The organism is Betaproteobacteria bacterium (genome assembly GCA_016720065.1).
Taxonomy (GTDB): domain Bacteria; phylum Pseudomonadota; class Gammaproteobacteria; order Burkholderiales; family Rhodocyclaceae; genus SSSZ01.
Genome location: JADJXY010000001.1, coordinates 515,419 through 534,192 on the forward strand (window position 1 = coordinate 515,419; position 18,774 = coordinate 534,192).

General features: G+C 67.0%; 20 protein-coding genes. 14 read left to right on the plus strand and 6 right to left on the minus strand.

Annotated elements, in window-relative coordinates; genetic code table 11:
* From tadA to IPM73_02500, 5 genes are all read right to left on the minus strand, one after another.
* Positions 1-1,707, minus strand: coding sequence for a Flp pilus assembly complex ATPase component TadA (gene tadA / locus IPM73_02480; GenBank protein ID MBK8916952.1), 1,707 nt, complete (start codon positions 1,705-1,707; stop codon positions 1-3).
* Complete coding sequence (locus IPM73_02485; protein ID MBK8916953.1) at positions 1,704-2,903, minus strand: hypothetical protein; 1,200 nt, start codon at positions 2,901-2,903, stop codon at positions 1,704-1,706. Before IPM73_02485 ends, tadA begins: the two co-directional genes overlap by 4 nt.
* Before the next feature lie 4 nt (positions 2,904-2,907).
* A complete protein-coding gene (locus IPM73_02490) occupies positions 2,908-4,698 on the minus strand; it encodes a secretin N-terminal domain-containing protein (GenBank protein MBK8916954.1) in 1,791 nt (596 codons plus the stop codon).
* Positions 4,699-4,795: 97 nt separating this feature from the next.
* Positions 4,796-6,343, minus strand: coding sequence for an AAA family ATPase (locus tag IPM73_02495; GenBank protein ID MBK8916955.1), 1,548 nt, complete (start codon positions 6,341-6,343; stop codon positions 4,796-4,798).
* The gene (locus IPM73_02500; protein MBK8916956.1) at positions 6,340-7,746 is read right to left on the minus strand and encodes a sigma-54-dependent Fis family transcriptional regulator; all 1,407 of its coding nucleotides are present in this window, start codon (positions 7,744-7,746) and stop codon (positions 6,340-6,342) included. The genes IPM73_02495 and IPM73_02500 overlap by 4 nt, the downstream gene beginning before the upstream one ends.
* Before the next feature lie 209 nt (positions 7,747-7,955).
* Between IPM73_02500 and IPM73_02505 the strand changes: the two genes are divergently transcribed.
* Genes IPM73_02505 through murA form a run of 10 tightly spaced genes read left to right on the plus strand, consistent with a single transcriptional unit; the run spans position 7,956 to position 14,566 of the window.
* Positions 7,956-8,687, plus strand: coding sequence for an ABC transporter ATP-binding protein (locus IPM73_02505; GenBank protein ID MBK8916957.1), 732 nt, complete (start codon positions 7,956-7,958; stop codon positions 8,685-8,687).
* The gene (gene mlaE, locus IPM73_02510) at positions 8,617-9,474 is read left to right on the plus strand and encodes a lipid asymmetry maintenance ABC transporter permease subunit MlaE (GenBank protein MBK8916958.1); all 858 of its coding nucleotides are present in this window, start codon (positions 8,617-8,619) and stop codon (positions 9,472-9,474) included. Before IPM73_02505 ends, mlaE begins: the two co-directional genes overlap by 71 nt.
* A complete protein-coding gene (mlaD, locus tag IPM73_02515) occupies positions 9,471-9,941 on the plus strand; it encodes an outer membrane lipid asymmetry maintenance protein MlaD (GenBank protein MBK8916959.1) in 471 nt (156 codons plus the stop codon). The genes mlaE and mlaD overlap by 4 nt, the downstream gene beginning before the upstream one ends.
* Positions 9,941-10,666, plus strand: a complete 726-nt coding sequence (locus IPM73_02520) for a VacJ family lipoprotein (protein ID MBK8916960.1) — start codon at positions 9,941-9,943, stop codon at positions 10,664-10,666. The genes mlaD and IPM73_02520 overlap by 1 nt, the downstream gene beginning before the upstream one ends.
* 30 nt (positions 10,667-10,696) lie before the next feature.
* Entirely contained in the window at positions 10,697-11,311 is a 615-nt protein-coding gene (locus IPM73_02525; GenBank protein MBK8916961.1) for an ABC transporter substrate-binding protein, read from the plus strand.
* Positions 11,308-11,589 carry an STAS domain-containing protein gene (locus tag IPM73_02530; GenBank protein ID MBK8916962.1) on the plus strand — a complete coding sequence of 94 codons (282 nt, stop codon included), beginning with the start codon at positions 11,308-11,310 and terminating at the stop codon, positions 11,587-11,589. The genes IPM73_02525 and IPM73_02530 overlap by 4 nt, the downstream gene beginning before the upstream one ends.
* A gap of 15 nt (positions 11,590-11,604) precedes the next feature.
* Entirely contained in the window at positions 11,605-12,327 is a 723-nt protein-coding gene (locus IPM73_02535) for an ABC transporter ATP-binding protein (protein MBK8916963.1), read from the plus strand.
* Complete coding sequence (locus tag IPM73_02540; GenBank protein MBK8916964.1) at positions 12,320-13,072, plus strand: ABC transporter permease; 753 nt, start codon at positions 12,320-12,322, stop codon at positions 13,070-13,072. Before IPM73_02535 ends, IPM73_02540 begins: the two co-directional genes overlap by 8 nt.
* Positions 13,073-13,077: 5 nt before the next feature.
* Positions 13,078-13,320 (plus strand): BolA family transcriptional regulator, encoded by a 243-nt coding sequence (locus IPM73_02545; protein MBK8916965.1) that lies wholly within the window; start codon positions 13,078-13,080, stop codon positions 13,318-13,320.
* On the plus strand, positions 13,313-14,566 hold the full coding sequence (gene murA, locus IPM73_02550; GenBank protein ID MBK8916966.1) for a UDP-N-acetylglucosamine 1-carboxyvinyltransferase: 1,254 nt from the start codon (positions 13,313-13,315) through the stop codon (positions 14,564-14,566). The genes IPM73_02545 and murA overlap by 8 nt, the downstream gene beginning before the upstream one ends.
* Positions 14,567-14,809: 243 nt before the next feature.
* Here the strand turns inward: murA and IPM73_02555 are convergent, their stop codons facing one another.
* Entirely contained in the window at positions 14,810-15,703 is an 894-nt protein-coding gene (locus IPM73_02555; protein MBK8916967.1) for a cation diffusion facilitator family transporter, read from the minus strand.
* 52 nt (positions 15,704-15,755) lie between these two features.
* On the opposite strand from IPM73_02555, the gene IPM73_02560 reads away from it, so the two are divergent.
* From IPM73_02560 to IPM73_02575, 4 genes are read left to right on the plus strand one after another with little or no spacing between them, the layout of a single operon-like run.
* Positions 15,756-16,400: an ATP phosphoribosyltransferase gene (locus IPM73_02560; GenBank protein ID MBK8916968.1), complete on the plus strand. Its 645-nt coding sequence runs from the start codon at positions 15,756-15,758 to the stop codon at positions 16,398-16,400.
* Position 16,401: 1 nt separating this feature from the next.
* Positions 16,402-17,706 carry a histidinol dehydrogenase gene (hisD, locus tag IPM73_02565; protein MBK8916969.1) on the plus strand — a complete coding sequence of 435 codons (1,305 nt, stop codon included), beginning with the start codon at positions 16,402-16,404 and terminating at the stop codon, positions 17,704-17,706.
* Positions 17,706-18,269, plus strand: coding sequence for a chromate transporter (locus IPM73_02570; GenBank protein ID MBK8916970.1), 564 nt, complete (start codon positions 17,706-17,708; stop codon positions 18,267-18,269). The genes hisD and IPM73_02570 overlap by 1 nt, the downstream gene beginning before the upstream one ends.
* Positions 18,253-18,774, plus strand: coding sequence for a chromate transporter (locus IPM73_02575; protein MBK8916971.1), 522 nt, complete (start codon positions 18,253-18,255; stop codon positions 18,772-18,774). Before IPM73_02570 ends, IPM73_02575 begins: the two co-directional genes overlap by 17 nt.

Consider the following 18,774-nt stretch of genomic DNA (forward strand, 5'->3'; position numbering starts at 1 on the left):
CTACATCCGGTCGGTCAGGTCGACGACGCGGCCAAGTTCCTCCAGGGAGGTGGTCCCGTCAAGGACGCGCCGCAGGCCGTCTTCGGCCAGGGAGGTGAAGCCCCGCATCTGGGCCCGGCTGCGGATTTCATGGGTCGTCGCCCGCCGGGCGATGAGTTCGTCGATGCTGGTGTCGACGCGCAGCAGTTCCATGATGGCCAGGCGGCCGCGATAGCCCTGGAAGTCGCATTGCTCGCAGCCGCTGGCGCGATAGAGCAGGGGCCGCAGCGTCTCGGTGGTGATGCCCAGGAGGCGGATTTCGTGGGGCTCGGCGGCGTAGGCGGACTTGCAGTGCTCGCACAGGCGCCGCACCAGGCGCTGGGCGACGATGCCGATGATGTTGCCGGCCAGGATGTCGGGCAGGACGCCGATGTCGAGCAGGCGCGGAAGGGCGCCGATGGCCGAATTGGTGTGCAGGGTGGTGTACACCTGGTGACCGGTCATGGCGGCGCGGAAGGCCATTTCGGCGGTTTCGGCATCGCGGATTTCGCCCACCAGGATGACGTCCGGATCCTGGCGCATCATGGAGCGGATGCCGTTGGCGAAGTCGAGTTTGGACGAATCGGCCACCGAGGTCTGGCGCACCAGGGTCATGGGGTACTCGACCGGGTCTTCGAGGGTCATGATGTGGACGCCCTCGTCGTTGATGTGATTGAGGACCGAATAGAGCGTCGTGGTCTTGCCGCTGCCGGTGGGGCCGGTAACGAGGATGATGCCTTCCGGGCGGGCGATCATCAGCTTGAGCAACTGCAGGTGCTCGTCGGCCAGGCCGAGCCGGTCCAGGGGGACCAGGCCCTTCTGGCGGTCGAGAACCCGCAGGACGATGTTTTCGCCGTGGATGGTGGGCTGGCAGGAGACGCGGAAATCCACCGGGCGGCCCGAGACGCTCAGGCCGATGCGGCCGTCCTGGGGCGCCCGCATCTCGGCGATGTTCATGCCCGAGAGCACCTTGATGCGCACGGTCATCGCCGGCCAGTAGGATTTGTGCAGGGCGCGAATCTGCCGCAGGATGCCGTCGATGCGGTACCGGATGCGCAGGAAATTGGCCTCGGGTTCGAAATGGATGTCCGAGGCGTCCCTCTTCACCGCGTCGGTGAGGATGGAGTCGATCAGGCGGACGACCGGCTGGCTGTACTGATCGTCGCTGGCTGCGAGGCTCTTCCAATCCACCTCGCCGGTTTCGATTTCGTGCAGGATGCCGTCGATGGACAGCTCGTGGCCGTAATACTGGTCGATGGCGCGGTCGATCTCCGATTCGCCGGCCAGCAGGGTGTCGAGTTCTATCCCGTCGGGAATCAGGGCACGCACCCGGTCCAGGCCGACGATGTCGTTGATGTCGGCCACCGCCAGGGTCAGGCGGTGCTGCACCAGATCCAGGTCCAGGGGCAGGAGATGGTGGCGCTTGGCGACTTCCCGCGGCACGAGTTTCACGGCTTGGGGGTCCACCACGGCGTGGCCGAGGTCCACGCTCTGGCGGCCCAGGCTCTCGGAAAGGGCTTCGCGCAGGGTCGCTTCGGTGACGAAACCCAGCGATACCAGCAGCTTGCCGATGGGCTGGTTGGACTTCATCTGCTCCAGCAGCGCAATGCGCAACTGGTCTTCCGACAGGATGCCCTCGGCGATCAGGATCTGGCCGATGGGCCGGCGCTGTGCGGCGGGAGCGTTCATCTTTCTGTGGCGGCGAGACTGGCCAGCCGCCGTTCGGCCCGGCTGCGGTCGAAGGCGGCGGGCCGGCGTTCGGCGGCTTCCAGCGCCAGGCGGTAATGTTGAGCCGCGGGGCGCGGCTGGCGGAGCTGGTCCAGGCTCACGGCCAGGTTGAAGAGATAGTCCGGGTTGTCTGCGTCGGCGGCCACGGCGTTGAAGTAGGCGGCCTGGGCTTCCCCCCAGCGGGCCTGGCGGGCCAGGAGGTTACCCAGGGCGAAGTTGAGCGGCGCCGACTGCGGCTGGGCGGCCAGGGCGGACTTGAGACGGCTTTCGGCGCCGGCGGGATCCACCGCTGCCACGGTGGCGAGGGCCGCGGCCTGGGCGGCGGCATCCTTGGGATCGGCCTCCAGGGCGCGCTGGTGATAGGCCTCGGCGTCCCCGCTCCGACCTTCGCGCTGGGCGATGGCGGCCAGTCCCAGGAGGGCGTCCAGATTGCGGGGATCCCGGGTCAGGGCCCGCTCGTACTCCTGGCGGGCGGCGTCCAGGGCACGTCCCCGCAGATGATCGTAGGCCCGCTGTACGCCCGGGTCGGGTTCGGGTCGGGTTTTCTGCAGGCGGATGGCCGTGGCTGGCGGCGCGGGGGGTAGGGTTTCCTCCAGGGCCATGGTGCGCGCGGCGGGCACCGGGGCGCTTTCCCGCGGCGGCGGTGCGGCGGTCACTGGAGTGGGGGGCAAGGGGGGTGTTGCCGGCGGAGGGCGCTCGGCCTGCGCGACGGCGAGCGGGGGCGGCGCCGGGGACAGGGTCGGTGCGGGACGAGGCGGCGCGGCGGGACGGGCGAGCCCTGGGGCGCCGAGTTGCCGGATTTCCCACCAGATGTAGCCTCCGATGCCGACGGCGATGCAGGCCAGCAGGCCCAGGACGATCAGCAGGGGGCGGTTTCCCGGCAGCGGGGGCTTGACGGCGAAGGCGTTGCGAATCGCCTCGCGGCGGGCGTCGTCGCTGGCAGCGGGGGTCGGGTTGGGCGCCGCGGGGGCGGCCTCGGCGTCCTCCAGCAGGAAGTCAGGGGGGGGCGAAGGGCGGGCCGGGGGAAGATCCCGCGGCGCCTCGGCCACGGGTTCCAGGGTCAGATCGGCTTGGGGCCGGACCGTGCCGGTCAGGCGGCGGGCGGCGTCCTGCTTGCTTTCCTCCGCCCGTTTGAGGGCGTCCATCAGGAGGCTCATGGCGTCACCGCCCCGGGCCGACCTGGAGGGGGCGGGCTTCGGCCGGTTGGGGGAAGAAGTTCCCGTCCGGCAGATAGTCCTTCAAACCGGCGTAGTCGCCGGCCAGACTGGCGTCACGGATGACGATGGGGCGCAGGAAGATGACCAGTTCCGACTTGGTGGCGGCATTGTTGCGATTGGTGAAGGCTTCGCCCAGCAGGGGCACCTGGCCCAGGAGGGGAACCCGGTTGTTCTTGTAGTCGATGCGGTCGTCCATGAGGCCGCCCAGGACGGCGATTTCGCCGCTGGCGATGCGCATGACCGACTCGATCTCCCGCGTGCGGATCTGGGGCACCCGATTGCTGACCGTGGTGAGATTGGGGTTGGGGTCGATGACGAAGTCGGAAATGCTGGTCACCGTGGGACGGATATTGAGGATCACGTCCCGGTTTTCGCCGATCTGCGGCGTGACGGCCATGACCAGGCCGACCGACACCGTCTGGGGCGTCGTGGTATAGGCGATGATGGGATTGGCGTTGAGGTTGCCCGCGGTGACGTCGGCCTTGACGTTGAAGTACACCACGTTGTCGACCACGGTGAGCATGGCCGTCTGGTTGTTCATGACCGAAAGCCTCGGGCTGGAGAGCACCTTGGTGGTACCGAAGGTTTCCAGGAGGCGGATGCCCGAAGTGACCGAATCGCCGGTGTAGGTCATGTTGTTCACGGCGTTGGTGGCGCGCAGGGTGTTCATGGCCAGGGCGAAGCGGCCCCCGCCCAGGAGGCCCGACCAGTCGATGCCCTGCTCGTAGCCGTCGGCCAGCTTTACTTCGACGATGGTGGCTTCGATCATCACCTGCCGCCGGGCGGAATGGACCACCCGGTCGATGAATTCCTGGATGCGTTCATGCTGGCGCTGGGTGGCGCGCACGGTGACCACGCCGGTCTCGGCATGGACGATGACGGAAGCCGCCTCCCTCACCGTGCTGCGCCGTACGACGACCGTTCCGGCGCCTTGGGCCGCGCTGCTGGGCGTCGGGTTGATGCCCAGGGCGCTGGCCACCGCCTGCGCCGCCCGGGATCCCGTGCCCTGGGGCAGGGCGGCGGCGCCGGTGGCGGTCTGGGAGACGGTCTGCTCGGTCACCGTCTCGCTGGAACCCTCGGGGAGCACCTTGTCGGTCTCGTGCAGGATGTCCTTGATGTTCTTTTCCAACTGCTCCCAGAAGCGGTTGCGCGAGGTGTTCTCGATGCGCGTGGAGGACACGTTGCCGCTGCCGCCTCCCGCGGCGGCGCCCGTGCCGCCGGCGGCATTGCCGCTGAGGGTGGCGATCTGGGTATTGGCCGAGACCGTGCCGGTGACGTTGCGCGCCAGATTGACGTAATCGACCTTGTAGTGCCGCAGGAAGGGGGAATCCGGCATCACGGCCAGATTGGGGCCGTCGAGTTCGAAACGCATGTCCACTTGCTTGGCGATGCGACTGAGGAGTTGGGGCAGGGTCTGGTCGATGGCGTTCAGGGTGACGCTGCCGCTGATGCCCGGGTGGATGTCGACGTTGAGGCGGGCGTCCCGGGCCAGGGCAAAGAGCAGATCCTTGACCGCCACGTTATTGACGACCACGCTGTAGGTTTCCGCCTTGGGCAGGGCGCGGGGTTTGGGCAGGGCCAGGGTCTGTTCCACCGGTGCGGGAATGTCGGCGGCGGGGCTCGCGGTGGCGCTTGCCGTGTTCAGGTGTCCCTTGGTCGGCTCGCGCGGCGTCGGCGCGGCGCAGGCGGCCAGGAGCAGGGCGGCAGCGATCGCGGCGGGGCGTCCCTTGTTCATCCGGCGTGTTCTCCCTGTGCTTGCCCCGGCAGCAGAACGCCGGGGCTATCCCAACGGCGAATAGTAACCCAATGCACAGGGCGCGGAAGGGGGGCGCTCATTGCAGTCTCGAAACCTGCCGCGGGTAGGGTTCCAGGCGGCGCAGCCCCTCGGGCAGGGCGGCGATGGCTTCCACCGCCGCCGCCCGGGTGGTGAACTCGCCGAAGATGACCCCCAGGCGATCTTGACCCGAACGGTCGGAGCGGTAGGCGCGTATCTGCTCGGGGTCGAGGCCTTCAGTATGGCGACGCAAAAAATTCTCGATCTGCCCCGGGCTGCTGGCGTCGGCCGCGTAGAGCTGAATGAAGTAGTGGCGGGCGTGGGCGCCGGCGGACCAGGTGTCGAAGCGCTCCAGGCTGCGGCGGGTGAGGGGGCCGAAGGCCGCCGCCGCTTGCGGGGTCGGCACCACGGGAGCTGCGGGGTTTGACGCCGCCGTCGGTGCAGGGCCCGCGGGGCCTGCCGGCACAGGCATGGCGGGGAGGGCGGTGGCGTGCCCTGTGCTTGGGTCGGGTTTGGCCGAGGTTCGGGTGGGGGCTGCTTCGCTTCCCGGCGGCGCGGGAGCCGCAGACGCTCGTGGCATGGCGGCGCCGTCCCGGGGGGGGGCAGCGCCAGGTTCGGGCTCCCCGGGTGCGGCGGTGCCGGGGGCCGGGGCGACATTCCCGGGAGCGGCGTTGGCCGCGGGCGTCGCCGGGACCGGAGTGAGGCTGCCCAGGGTGTAGGCCCCGAAGAGGAGCGCCACGGCCACCCCCGCCGCGGCGGCCGCCGGGATGAGGCGTCGGCGTGGCTCCCCCAGGGAGGTGAAGCGGGCGTCGCGGATGGCGGTCTGGGCCTCGGCCAGGTCGACCCGGTGGCCGCCCGCCGAGTAGGCGGCCAGGAGGGCCTTGTCCGCCAGGATGTTGATACGCCGGGAGAGGCCCTGGGAATTGCGGGCGATGGCGGCGACGGCCTTGTCCGTGAAGGGGCTGGGGCCGCGGTACCCGGCGGTGCGCATGCGGAATTCCAGGTAGGCCGAAACCTCCGTGGCGTGCAGGGGCGCCAGGATGAAGTGCTGGGTGACGCGTTCGCGCAATTGCCGCATGTCGTTCTGGGCCAGGCGGGCGTCGATTTCCGGCTGGGCGAACAGGGCGATCTGCAGCAGCTTGCTGCTCTTCGATTCCAGGTTGGACAGGAGCCGCACTTCCTCCAGGGATTCGGCGGGCATGGCGTGGGCCTCGTCGATGAGCAGCACCACCCGCCGCCCCTGGGCGTAGCGCTCGACCAGGGCGTTCTGCAGGGCCCGGGTGAGGGAATGGGTGCTGCGGCCGTCGGCGGGAAGGCCCAGTTCGTCGGCGATGGCGCCGACGATTTCCTGGCGGGAGAGGGAGGGGTTGGCGAGGTAGATGGTATCGACCTCGGGGGGGAGTTTTTCCAGCAACATGCGGCAGAGCATGGTCTTGCCGCTGCCCACCTCGCCGCTGACCTTGACGATGCCTTCGTCCTGGGTGATGGCGTAGATCAGGGCTTCCAGGGTGGGGCCGCGGTTGGCGCCGGTAAAGAAGAAGTCGGTGTGCGGTGTGATGCGGAAAGGCGGTTCGGCAAGGCCGAAATGATCGAGGTAGAGGCTCACTGACGCCCCCCGCCGGCCATGCGGTTGTACAGGGTGGTGCGATTGATGCCGAGGCGGCGGGCGGCCTGGCTGACGTTGCCGTTGGACAGTTGCAGGGCCGCTTCGATATAGCCCTTTTCCCATAGGGCGAGGGTGGCGTCGAGATCCATGCGGCCCTTGTCGTTCAGGTGCCGGATGGCGGAGCGCACGGCGGTGTCGAGATCGGTGGCGGCCAGGGAAGGGGCGCTGGCGGGCGACTCGTCGCCCTCGTCGAATTCGGCGTGCAGATCGGCGGCGCCCACCACCCGCCCGGGGTACTTGGTGGTCAGGCGGATGACGATATTGCGCAGCTCCCGCACATTGCCGGGGAAGGCGTAGGCCACCCAGAGGGCCTCCGCGCCAGCGTCGAGGGAAAAGGGGCGGGCGCCGGTCTGTTCGGCGTAGATCTGGCGGAAATGGTCGAGCAGCAGCAGGCGGTCGTCGCCCATGTCGCGCAGGGGCGGCACGCTGATGGTGAAGACCGAGAGCCGGTGAAAGAGGTCGGCGCGGAAGCGGCCTGCCTTCACCTCCTTGCGCAGGTCGCGATTGGTGGCGGCGACGATGCGTGCCCGGGAGCGGCGGGTCTGGGTTTCGCCGACGCGCTGGTACTCGCCGTTTTCCAGGACGCGCAGCAGCTTGGGCTGGAGGTCCAGGGGCAATTCGCCAATTTCGTCCAGGAAGAGGGTGCCCTCGCCGGCATCCTCGAAATAACCCGACTTGGCGGCGCCGGCCCCGGTGAAGGCGCCCTTGGCGTAGCCGAACAGGGTCGGCTCCACCAGGCTGGGCGAGATGGCGGCGCAGTTGAGGGCCAGGAAGGGCCGGTCGCGCCGGCGGGTGCGATGATGCAGGCAGCAGGTGACCACCACGTCCTTGCCGCTGCCCGACTCGCCTTCGACCAGGACCGGAAAGCTGGAGTCTCCGTACTGCCCGATCTGCAGCAGGAGGCGCTGGATGGGCAGGCTGGACCCGATCAGGCGGCAGCGCTCCTCGGGCGCGAGGGCCGCTTCGGTGGCCCCAGTGAAACTCAAGGCTTGCCGCAGCAGGCGCAGGAGGTCGCCGGGATCGCAGGGTTTGCCGACGAAGTCGATGGCGCCCAGCGCGCGGGCGTGGCGGGCGTTCTCCTCGCCGTTCTGGCCCGAGAGAACGACGATCTTCATGGCCGGTGCGAAGGCCAGGAGGTCGCCGATCAGGGCAAAGCCCTCGTCCGGTCGGTGGGGCAGGGGCGGCAGGCCCAGGTCGACGATGGCGGCTCCGGGCGCCGCCTTCAATTGCCTCAGGATTTGCAGGCAGTGGGGGCGCGAATGACTGGTGAGTACCTCGAAATCCCGCGCCAGGGCAAAGCTCAGCGAATCGCTGATGAGCGGGTCGTCGTCGACGAGAAGCAGCAGGGGTTTCGCGGGATGGGACGGGCTCAAGGGGCGAACCAGGAAATATTTCACGGAATTATAGCCCCGGCATCGGCCGGGGAAATCGCTCCCTTCTGCTAGAATTGGCCCCTTTTTCAAGGATTCCCATCTTGCCCGACGATATCCTGGTCGATATCGAAGACCTGCACTTCACCTATGACGGCCGGCCCGTGTTGCGGGGGATCGACATGAAGATTCCGCGCGGCAAGGTGGTCGCCATCATGGGGGGGTCGGGTTGCGGCAAGACGACGCTCCTGCGCTGCATCGGCGGTCAGCTCAAGGCGAGTCGCGGCGAAATCCGCCTCGGCGAACACCGCATTTCCCGCATGGGGCAGCGGGACCTCTATCGGGCGCGGCGCAAGATGGGGATGTTGTTCCAGTTCGGCGCCCTGTTCACCGACATGACGGTGTTCGACAACGTGGCCTTCCCCCTGCGCGAACACACCGAACTTCCGGAAGCCATGGTTCGCGACATGGTGCTCATGAAGCTGGAGGCCGTCGGTCTGCGGGGAGCCCGGAACCTGATGCCGGCCGAACTCTCCGGCGGCATGGCGCGGCGGGTGGCCCTGGCCCGGGCCGTGGCCCTCGATCCGGCCCTCGTCATGTACGACGAGCCCTTCGCCGGGCTGGATCCCATCGCCCTGGGGGTGATCGGGCAACTGATCCGCCGCCTGAACGATGCCCTGGGGGCCACGTCGATCATGGTGACCCACGACGTGCAGGAATCCCTGCTCATCGTCGATTACATCTATTTCGTTTCCGAGGGGCGCATCGTCGCCCAGGGCACGCCGGACGAAATCCGCGCGTCCCGCGACCCCTTCGTGCATCAGTTTGTCCATGCCGAGGTCGATGGGCCGGTGCGCTTCGACTACCCAGCCAGCGATCTGCGCAGCGATTTCCTGGGGGGCGGGCGTGGCTGAGCGGGGCAGTCCCCTGCACCGCCTCGGGCACGGCGCCATCGAACTGGTGTGGCGCGTCGGCTTCGCGAGCCGCTTCCTGGTAGCCATTCTGCTGGCGTCCGGGACGGCCTTCCGCCGCCTGCACCTTACCCTGCGCGAGGTCTTTTTCAGCGGCGTGCTCTCCCTGCTCATCATCGTCGTTTCAGGCCTGTTCGTAGGCCTGGTTCTGGGTCTGCAGGGCTATGAAACCCTGCAGCGCTTCGGCTCCACCGAGGCCCTGGGGGTGCTGGTGGCACTTTCCCTCACCCGCGAACTGGGGCCGGTGGTGGCGGCGCTGCTCTTTGCCTCCCGCGCCGGATCGTCGGTGACGGCGGAGATCGGCTTGATGAAGGCCACCGAGCAGTTGAAGGCCATGGACATGATGGCGGTCAATCCCATCGCCCGGGTGGTGGCGCCGCGTTTCTGGGGGGGGGTCATCGCCATGCCCCTGCTGGCGGCCCTTTTCTCCGCCATGGGCGTCCTGGGCGGCTGGCTGATCGGCGTGGTCTTCATCGGCGTCGACGACGGCGCCTATTGGTCGCAGATGCAGGCGGCGGTCGATTTTCGCTTCGACGTCTGGAATGGCGTCATCAAGAGCGTGGTTTTCGGGGTGGCGGTTTCCCTCATCGCCGTCTTCGAAGGCTATGACTCGGTGCCTACCGCGGAAGGAGTTTCCCGTGCCATCACGCGCACCGTGGTGACATCGGCCCTGACCATCCTGGCCCTCGATTTCGTCCTGACTTCCTTCATGTTCCGGGGAACTTCATGAATCGCACCGTCCTCGACCTCTGGGTCGGCGTATTTGTTGCCATCGGCATTGCGGCGCTGTTGTTTTTGGCGCTGAAAGTGGGGAATCTTTCCTCGGCCCACCTCTCCGAGAGTTATATCCTCACCGCCAAGTTTGATAACATCGGCGGCCTGAAGGTGCGGGGGCCGGTCAAGAGCGCGGGGGTCGTGGTCGGGCGCATAGACGACATCCGATTCGACGGTCAGACCTACGAAGCGGTCGTGACCCTCAAGATCGACCAGCGGTACAGGTTTCCGAAGGACACTTTTGCTTCGATCTATACCTCGGGCCTCCTCGGGGAGCAGTACGTCGGTCTGGAACCGGGGGGCGACGAAAAGATGCTCAATCCGGGTGATGCGGTCGGCAAGACCCAATCGGCCGTGGTTCTGGAAAAGATGATCAGCCAGTTTCTTTTCAACAAAGCGGCTGAAGGACAGGAAAAGCAATGATGGCGATGGGCGAACATGGAAACTCGGGCCGCTGCGGCGGCTGGCTGACCGCGGTGGCGTTGATGGCAACGCTGTCCGGCTGCGCCAGTACCGGCGGCAACCCGCGGGATCCCTACGAGGGCTTCAACCGGGCCATGTTCTCCGTCAATGAAGGGATCGACAAGGTCGCCAAGCCCGTCGCCCAAGGCTACGACGCCGTGATGCCCCTGCCCGCCAAGGCCGGCGTGGGCAACTTCTTCGGCAATATCGGCGATCTGTGGATCGGTGTGAATAACGGCCTGCAAGGCAAGGTGGGCGATGGGGCCAGCGATCTGGGCCGCCTGCTCATCAATTCCACCGTGGGCATTTTCGGCCTCTTCGACGTGGCCAGCGAGATGGGCCTGGAAAAGCACGACGAGGATTTCGGCCAGACCCTGGCCCGCTGGGGTGTGGGGGGCGGTGGCTACCTCTTCTGGCCCATCATCGGGCCGCGCACCCTGCGCGATACGGGGGGATTCGTGGTCGATACCTTCGCCGACCCCGTCCAGTGGGGGGTGAACGACGTGCGGGTGCGCAATTCCGCCTACGCCGTGCGCTTCATCGACGTGCGGGCCAGCCTCCTGCCGGCCGACAAGGTGGTCGAAGAGGCGGCCCTGGACAAGTACGCCTACATTCGGGACGCCTACCTGCAACGCCGCCGCAGCCAGATTTTCGACGGCAATCCGCCCCGGCTGCCCGAAGAGTAATCCCCCTCGCCCTACGGAAGTCGTGCCCGCATGAGACTTTTTATTGCCTTTTTTCTGCTGCTCCTCTCCCTGGCCACCCAGGCGCAGGAGGCTCCCGACGCCCTGGTGCGGCGGGTGACCGACGAGGTGCTCGACATCGTCCGCAAGGACAAGGAAATCCAGAACGGCAATGCCAGGAAGGCCGTGGAACTGGTCGAGACCCGTGTGCTGCCCCACTTCAACTTCACTCGCATGACCGCGCTGGCGGTGGGCAAGGACTGGCGGCGGGCGACGCCCCAGCAACAGGAGCGCCTTTCCCATGAATTCACGACCTTGCTGGTGAGGACCTACTCCAATTCCCTGTCCGCGTACCGCAACGAGACGGTCCGCTACAAGCCCTTCGTGCTGGCGACAGGTGCCACGGATGCCCTGGTGCGCACCGAAATTCTCCAGGCCGGCAACAAGCCGATCCAGCTCGACTACAACCTGGAAAGGCTGGACAACGGCTGGAAGGTCTACGACGTGGTCGTTGCGGGCATTAGCCTGGTGACCAACTACCGCGATCAGTTCGGCCAGGAGATCCGCAACGGCGGCATCGATGGCCTGATCCAGTCCCTGGCTGGCAAGAACCAGTCGCTCGAAGCCGGCAAAGCGGAGAAGAAATGATCGAGCGCCGCCCCGGCGGCTGGCGGGTGACCGTTCCCATGGTCATAGACAATGCCGCGGCCCTGCGCGCGGCCGGGGCTGCCCTCATCGACGGGGGGGTTGCCGTGGTGGATCTGGCGGCCGTTGGCGGGGCTGATTCCTCGGCCCTTGCCGTTCTCCTCGATTGGGTACGGCAGGCGGAGAAACAGGGGGGAAGCCTTGCGTTCCGTGGCGCTCCGTCCGGTGTCAGGGCCCTGGCAGGGCTCTACGACCTGGACGGTATCCTGCCCCTCGTCTGATCCCGCTTTTCCTTCGTGCCCGCCGCCGTATCTCTCGTTGACGTTGTCAAGCGTTTTGGTGCCCTGACGGCGCTGGCTGGGGTGTCCCTGGAGATCGCCGCGGGCGAGTTTTTTGGTCTCCTGGGCCCCAATGGAGCCGGCAAGACCACGCTGATTTCCTGTCTTGCCGGCCTGGTGCGGCCGGACTCCGGAAGCCTGAGCGTCCTGGGGCGCGATGTGGGGCGGGAATATCGGGAGGCGCGCCGTCTCGTGGGCGTGGTCCCCCAGGAACTCGTTTTCGACCCCTTTTTCACTGTGCGCGAGACCCTGCGCATCCAGTCCGGCTACTTCGGTCTGCGCCGCAACGACGACTGGATCGACGAAGTCCTGGCCAATCTCGATCTCAGCGCCAAGGCCGAGGTCAACATGCGGCGCCTCTCCGGTGGTATGAAGCGCCGCGTCCTGGTGGCCCAGGCCTTGGTGCACAAGCCGCCGGTCATCGTGCTCGACGAGCCCACGGCAGGGGTGGATGTGGAATTGCGGCAGGGACTCTGGCAGTTCGTGCGGCGCCTCAACGGCGAGGGGCACACCATTATCCTGACCACCCATTATCTGGAGGAGGCCGAGGCCCTGTGCGGGCGCATCGCCCTGATGAAACAGGGGCGCGTCGTCGCCCTGGATACCCGGGAAGGGCTCATGGCAGCTCACCGGGGTGCCTCGTTGGAGGAAGTGTTCGTGCGGGTGATGAAAAGTGCTTAGCTTCTGGACCCTGTTCAGCAAGGAAGTGCTGCGCTTCTGGAAAGTGAGCTTTCAGACCGTCGCGGCGCCGGTGCTCACGGCGCTGCTCTACCTCCTCATCTTCGGCCACGTCCTCGACGAGCATGTGGCCGTCCATGGCGTGCGCTACATCGCCTTCCTCGTCCCCGGTCTGGTCATGATGCAGGTGCTGCAGAACGCCTTCGCCAATTCGTCCTCCAGCCTGATCCAGTCCAAGGTGACCGGGTCCATCGTTTTCGTGTTGCTGTCGCCCATCTCCTATGGGGCTTTTTTCGCCGCCTACGTGTTGGCCGCCATGGTGCGGGGCCTGATGGTGGCTGTCGGTGTGCTGGCGGTGACCGCCTGGTTCGCGCCCCTGCGCATCGAGGCTCCCCTGTGGATTCTCGCCTTCGCCCTGGCGGGTGGCGGCGTGCTCGGCGCCCTGGGGGTGATCGCCGGCATCTGGGCCGAAAAATTCGACCAGCTCGCGGCCTTTCAGAACTTTCTGGTGATGCCGCTGACCATGCTTTCCGGTGTCTTTTATTCGATCCACTCGCTGCCCGAATTCTGGCAGCGCGTCTCCCATTACAATCCTGTCTTTTACATGATCGACGGCTTCCGCTATGGCTTTTTCGGCGTCTCCGACGTGCCGCCGCACCTGAGCCTGATCGTGGTCGTCGCCAGCCTCGCGGCAATTTCGGCGCTCACCCTCGGGCTCCTGAAACGCGGCTGGAAACTGAGGGCATAAGAATGATGCATCCCGAACAGATCAAGCAACTCATCCTCGCAGGGCTTCCCTGCGAGCACCTTTCCGTCGATGGCGACGGCCACCACTTCGACGCCGTCGTGGTGAGCGCCGAATTTGCCGGAAAGAACCGCGTCCAGCGGCAGCAACGGGTCTACCAGACCCTGCGCGAGCGCCTCGACACCGGGGAACTGCACGCGCTCTCGTTCAAGACCTACACCCCAGAAGAATGGAGTGCCCAGCGTGGATAAATTACTGCTTCAAGGGGGCGTTCCCCTGGCCGGCGAAGTCGCGATCTCGGGAGCCAAGAACGCGGCCCTCCCCATCCTCTGCGCGTCCTTGCTCTCCGATCAGCCTCTGACGCTCACCAACGTTCCCCACCTGAACGACATCTCGACCATGCTGCGCCTGTTGGGGCAGATGGGTGTCGGGGTGACCCTGGAGGGATCGGATTCCGTGGTTCTCGACGGCGCCGGGCTGTCCAATCCCCTGGCTTCTTACGAGATGGTCAAGACCATGCGGGCCTCGATCCTCGTCCTCGGTCCCCTGGTCGCCCGCTGCGGCGAGGCCCGGGTATCGCTGCCCGGCGGCTGTGCCATCGGCGCCAGACCCGTGGACCAGCACATCAAGGGCCTGCAGGCCATGGGGGCGGAAGTCCGGGTCGAACAGGGCTACGTCCACGCCAAGGCCAGTCGCCTGAAAGGGGCCCGCATCTGCACCGACATGGTCACCGTCACCGGCACCGAAAACCTCATGATGGCGGCCTGCCTCGCCGAAGGCGAAACCATCATCGAAAACGCCGCGCGGGAGCCGGAAGTGGTCGATCTTGCCAACTGCCTGGTGTCCATGGGGGCGCGCATTTCTGGTGCGGGCACCGACATCATCCGTATCCAGGGGGTCGAGCGCCTGACCGGCGCCAGGCACGCCATCATGCCGGACCGCATCGAGACCGGCACCTACCTCTGCGCCGCCGCCGCCACCGGCGGAGATATCCGTCTGCTCAAGACCTCGGGCGCCTATCTCGACACGGTCATCGACAAGCTCATGGACGCCGGCTGCGACATCGTCACCGAGCGCGATGCCATCCGCCTCAAGGCGCCGCAGCGGCTCAAGGCGGTCAGCCTGCGCACGGCGCCCTATCCAGCCTTCCCCACCGACATGCAGGCCCAGTTCATGGCCATCAACGCGGTGGCCGAAGGTGTGGCGACCATCCGCGAGACCATTTTCGAAAACCGCTTCATGCACGCGGTGGAATTGATGCGCCTGGGGGCCGACATCCAGATCGAAGGCAGCAACGCCATCGTGCGTGGCGTCCCCCAACTCCAGGGCGCCACGGTCATGGCCACCGACCTCCGCGCCTCCGCCTCCCTGGTCATCGCCGGCCTGGTCGCCGAAGGCGAAACCCTCATCGAACGCATCTACCACCTCGACCGCGGCTACGAGCGGATCGAGGAAAAACTCGCGCGCCTGGGGGCCTCGGTGAAGCGCGTGCACTGATTCGCGAGTTTTTGGCGACAGCCAAAAAGCCGCGTTTTCGGGGGGCCTCGGTGAAGCGCGTGCACTGATTCGCGAGTTTTTGGCGACAGCCAAAAAGCCGCGTTTTCGGGGGGCCTCGGTGAAGCGCGTGCACTGATTCGCGAGTTTTTGGCGACAGCCAAAAAGCCGCGTTTTCGGGGGGCCTCGGTGAAGCGCGTGCACTGATCGCCAGGGTGCCCTGCGGCAGCGCTTCGGGCGGCGCGGTCAGCCTTCCCCCTTGTCGTCCGGTTCGAAGAACACCCAGCGGATTTCCGGGAAGGCGGCCTTCAACCCGTCCTGGACGCGGTTGACGTCGTCCACCAGGCGGCCGGCGTCCTGGGCCTCGCTCATGCGCGCCTTGACCGCGACGAAGATGTAGCTCCCCATTTGCAGACTCATCAGGTCGTACAACTCGGCGATTTCGTCGCGCCCGGTGAGCCAGGCGCGCATGGCGGCGACGGTTTCCGGCGCAGCGCTCTCACCGATCAGCAGGCTCTGCACCTGAAAGCCGACGCCGATGGCGACCACCACCAGAAGCACCCCGACCGCGATGCTCCCCGCTGCGTCGAAAAGCGGATTCCCCGTGAGCGCCGCAAGGCTGATGGCCACCAGGGCGACGAACAGACCCAGAAGCGCAGCGATATCTTCGCCCATGATGACGACCAGTTCTGCTTCGCGGCTTTCCTTGAAGTAACGCCACAGGGGCATGGGGCCGGCCTTTTCGCGGATTTCGGCGATGCAGCCCTTGAGGGACCAGGCTTCGAGCACGATGCCGATGGTCAGGACGGCGATGGCGACCAGGGGGTTCTCCACCGGCTCGGGTCTGGAAAGCTTGTGTACGCCCTCGTAGATCGAGAACGCACCGCCGAGGGAGAAGAGCATCAGGGCCACCACGAAGGACCAGAAATAGGTGGCCTTGCCGAAGCCCAGGGGGTGTTGGGCCGTGGGCTCCTTCTTGGCCTGCTTGAGCCCCAGGAGCAGCAGGAGCTGGTTGGCGCAGTCGGCGCTGCTATGGACGGCTTCGGCCATCATGGCGGAGGAACCGGTGTACATGGCGGCGGCGCCTTTGGAAATGGCGATGCCTCCGTTGGCAGTCAGGGCGTAGATGATGGCGCTCATGGGGAGGGGTGGGCTTTGCGGTAAAATCCGCTTTTTACCACGAGATCATCCCGTGAACGGCATCACCATTGCACTTTCCAAGGGCCGCATCTTCGATGAGACCCTTCCCCTGCTGGCTGCGGCGGGCATCGTCCCGGACGAAAACCCCGAAACTTCGAGAAAGCTCATCATCGGCACTAATCGACCCGAGGTGCGGGTGGTCATCGTGCGCGCCACCGACGTGCCCACCTACGTCCAGTACGGCGCCGCCGACCTCGGCGTGGCGGGCAAGGACGTGCTCATCGAGCATGGCGGCGAAGGGCTCTATGCGCCCCTGGACCTCAAGATCGCCAAGTGCCGCATGATGGTGGCCGTGCCCGCCGGTTTCGATTACGACAACGCCGTGCGCCAGGGTGCCCGCCTCAAGGTGGCCAGCAAGTACATCAAGACGGCGCGGGAGCACTTCGCCGCCAAGGGGGTCCATGTGGACCTCATCAAGCTCTACGGCTCCATGGAGCTTGCCCCCCTGGCGGGCCTCGCCGACGCCATCGTGGACCTCGTTTCCACCGGCGGCACCCTGAAGGCCAACAATCTGGTGGCGGTGGAGGACATCATGCCCATTTCCAGCCGCCTGGTGGTCAATCAGGCCTCCCTCAAGGTCAAGCGGGAAGCCCTGCAACCCATCCTCGACGCCTTCGCCGGGGCGGTGGAGAAATAGGATGACCGTGCCCATCCAACGCTTATCCACGGCAGACGCCGATTTCACCGCCCGCATCGACGCCCTGCTCGCCTTCGAGGGCGCCGCTGACGACGCCATCGAGCGCACCGTCGCCGCCATCCTGGCCGAGGTCAAGACCCGGGGCGACGCTGCCGTGGTCGAATACACCAACCGTTTCGACCGCCTCTCCGCCACGTCCATGGCCGACCTGGAGCTGGGCAAGGCCGAGTTGCAGGCAGCCCTCGACGGCCTGCCCGCCGAGCGTCGCACCGCCCTGGAAGCCGCCGCCGGCCGCATCCGCGCCTACCACGAGCGGCAGAAGATGGAAGGCTGGACCTACACGGAGGCCGATGGCACCAAACTGGGCATGATGGTCACCCCGCTGGATCGGGTCGGCCTCTACGTGCCCGGCGGCAAGGCGGCTTACCCCTCGTCGGTATTGATGAATGCCATTCCCGCCAAGGTGGCGGGCGTCGAAGAGCTGATCATGGTGGTGCCCACCCCGGACGGCGAGAAGAATCAGCTGGTCCTGGCGGCGGCCTGCCTGGCCGGCGTGGACCGGGTATTCGCCATCGGCGGCGCCCAGGCGGTCGGGGCCCTGGCCTACGGCACCGCCACCGTGCCCCAGGTGGACAAGATCGTCGGCCCCGGCAACGCCTACGTGGCCACCGCCAAGCGCCGGGTCTTCGGCATCGTCGGCATCGACATGGTGGCCGGCCCCTCGGAAATCCTGGTGGTGTCCGACGGTTCCGGCAACCCGGACTGGGTGGCCATGGACCTGTTTTCGCAAGCCGAGCACGACGAGTTGGCCCAGTCCATCCTCATCTGCACTGACGCAGCCTTCATCGACCGCGTCCAGGCCAGCATCGACAGGCTCCTGCCCACCATGCCGCGGCGGGCGGTGATCGAGACTTCGTTGACCAATCGTGGCGCCTTCATCCTGGTGCACGACCTGGCCGAAGCCATCGCCATTGCCAACCGGGTGGCGCCGGAGCATCTGGAGCTGTCCCTGGCCGAGCCCGACCCCTGGGTCGAGCACATCCACCACGCCGGGGCCATCTTCATCGGCCACTACACCTCCGAATCCCTGGGCGACTACTGCGCCGGCCCCAACCATGTGCTGCCCACTTCCGGCAGCGCCCGCTTTTCGTCGCCCCTGGGAGTCTATGACTTCCAGAAGCGCACCAGCCTGATCAAGGTGTCGAAGGCCGGCGCCCAGACCCTGGGCCGCATCGCCTCGACCCTGGCCCAGGGCGAAGGCCTGCCGGCCCACGCGCAGTCGGCCGAATACCGGCTGGAATCCTGATGGCGGGGGAGGGCGCTCCCAAGCCCGGCTTGAAGGAGCTCTTCCTCGGCTTTTCCTCGGTGGGTCTGTCCGGCTTCGGCGGCGTCCTGCCCTTCGCCCGGCGCATGCTGGTGGAGGAGCGGCGCTGGCTGACGGCGGAGGAATTCAATTTCCTCCTCGGCCTGTGTCAGTTCCTGCCCGGGCCCAACGTCATCAACCTCTCGGTGGCGGTGGGTTCCCGCTACCGGGGCGTGGCCGGGGCCATGGCCGCCGCCGGGGGCCTGATGGGCGGGCCGCTGGTCATTGCTCTGCTGCTGGCCCTGCTGTATGACCGCTATGGCGAACTGGCCCTGGTCCAGGGCATGTTGCGGGGTATCGCCGCCGTGGGCTGCGGCCTCCTTTTCGCCACCGCCATCCGCATGGGCATGGCGGTACGGGACAAGCGCTTCTTCCTGCCCTTCGCAGGCCTCGTCTTCATCGGCATCGCCGTCCTGCGCTGGCCTTTGCCGGCGCTGATGGTGGCCCTGCTCGGGGTGTCCGCAGCCCTGGCCTACTGGCGCTTGCAGGATGCCGCTCCTCGCTGAGCTCTTCCTTCAGTTCGCGCTGCTCTTCTGCATCGCCTTCGGCGGCGCCACGGCCCTGCTGCCGGAAATGCAGCGGGTGGTGGTGGAACAGGAACACTGGCTGAGCGAAGCCACCTTCATCCATCTCTACGCCATCGCCCAGGCGGCCCCCGGCCCCAACGGCCTGGTGGTGACCCTGATCGGCTGGAAGGTCGCCGGCCTGGCCGGCGCCCTGGTGGCGACCTTGGCCATGTGCCTGCCCATGAGCGTGGTGATCTATTTTCTCATCCCCCGCTGGGAGCGCTTTCGCGGCGCCCGCTGGCAGCAGGCGGTGCAGATGGGCGTGGCGCCCCTGGCAGTGGGGCTGGTCTTCGCCGGGGCGGCGCTGATCGGCAGCGGGGCCGGGCTCGACTGGGCGGGATGGGTGCTGGCGGCCGGAGCGGTGATTCTCAACCTGCGCACCCAGTTCCATCCCCTGTGGTTCATCGCGGCCGGGGCGGCGGCGGGGTTGGCGGGCTGGGTGTGA